The sequence below is a fragment of the Frankia sp. AgKG'84/4 genome, from assembly GCF_023242965.2.
GTDB lineage: Bacteria > Actinomycetota > Actinomycetes > Frankiales > Frankiaceae > Frankia.
In genome coordinates this window covers 1-1,140 of record NZ_JALKFU020000778.1, presented here as the reverse complement: position 1 = coordinate 1,140, position 1,140 = coordinate 1, and the positions used below count along the sequence as shown (strand labels likewise).

Below are 1,140 nucleotides of genomic sequence, written 5' to 3'. Positions count from 1 at the left end.
GGCGGCACCCGGCGCGGAGCGGGCGAGCGCCGCGACGATGGCCGCCGCGGTCCGCGGTCCGATGCCCGGCACCCCGGCGATCTCCTCGGCGCTCGCCGCACGCACCTTCGCCACCGAGCCGAAGGTCTTCAGCAGCGCCTTGCGCCGGGTCTCGCCGAGCCCCGGCACCTCGTCGAGGGCGGAGGCCACCATCGCGGTGGAGCGCTTCTGCCGGTGGTAGGTGATCGCGAAGCGGTGCGCCTCGTCCCGCACCCGCTGCAGCAGGTACAGCGCCTCCGAGGTGCGCGGCAGGATCACCGGCTCGGCGTCGCCGGGCAGCCACACCTCCTCCAGGCGCTTCGCCAGCCCGCACAGCGCCACCCCGCCCGGGCCGGCGTCGATCCCGAGTTCGTCGAGGGCGCGGGCGGCGGCGGCGACCTGCGGCGGGCCGCCGTCGACGACCACGAGGTTCGGCGGGTAGGCGAACCGGCGGGGCCTGCCCGTCTCCGGGTCGATCGGCTGCCCGCGCCCGGTGTCCTCGCCGTCCACCCCGGTCGCGCCGGGGGCGCCACCGGTCCCGGATCCCGTCCCGCCGTCGCCGTCAGCGACATCGCCGTCAGCGACATCGCCGTCAGCGCCATCGCCGTCAGCGCCATCGCCGGTGATGCCGACGAGCTCGCCGGTGCGAACACGTTCGGCGAGGTAGCGGGAGAAGCGCCGGTGGATCGTCTCGTACATGCTCGCGACGTCGTCCTGGGCGGTGCCGCGGATGGAGAACCGGCGGTACTCGGCCTTGCGGGCCAGCCCGTCCTCGAAGACAACCATGCTCGCGACGACGTTGGTGCCCTGGATGTTCGACACGTCGTAGCACTCGATGCGCAGCGGTGCGTCCGGAAGTTCGAGGGCCTCCTGCAGCTCGGCCAGCGCGCGGCTGCGCGCCGTCAGGTCGCTGGCCCGTTTCGTCCGGTGCAGCGCGAGGGTCTGGCGGGCGTTGCGCTCGACGGTCTCCAGCAGGGTGCGCTTGTCTCCCCGGCGGGGCACCCGCAGTTCCACCCGGCCGCCGCGGACCTCCCCGAGCAGCTCGGCCACGGCGTCGGCGTCCGGCGGCAGGACGGGCAGCAGGATCTCCCGCGGCAGGCCGCTGCCGGCGAGGTCCGCCGC

At 75.4% G+C, this 1,140-nt stretch carries 1 protein-coding gene; it reads right to left on the bottom strand.

Annotation, left to right across the window (positions count from 1 at the left end; translation table 11 throughout):
* Positions 1–1,140 (bottom strand): excinuclease ABC subunit UvrC (uvrC, locus tag MXD58_RS25155; protein WP_250610126.1); only part of this gene is annotated, 1,140 nt, incomplete at both ends.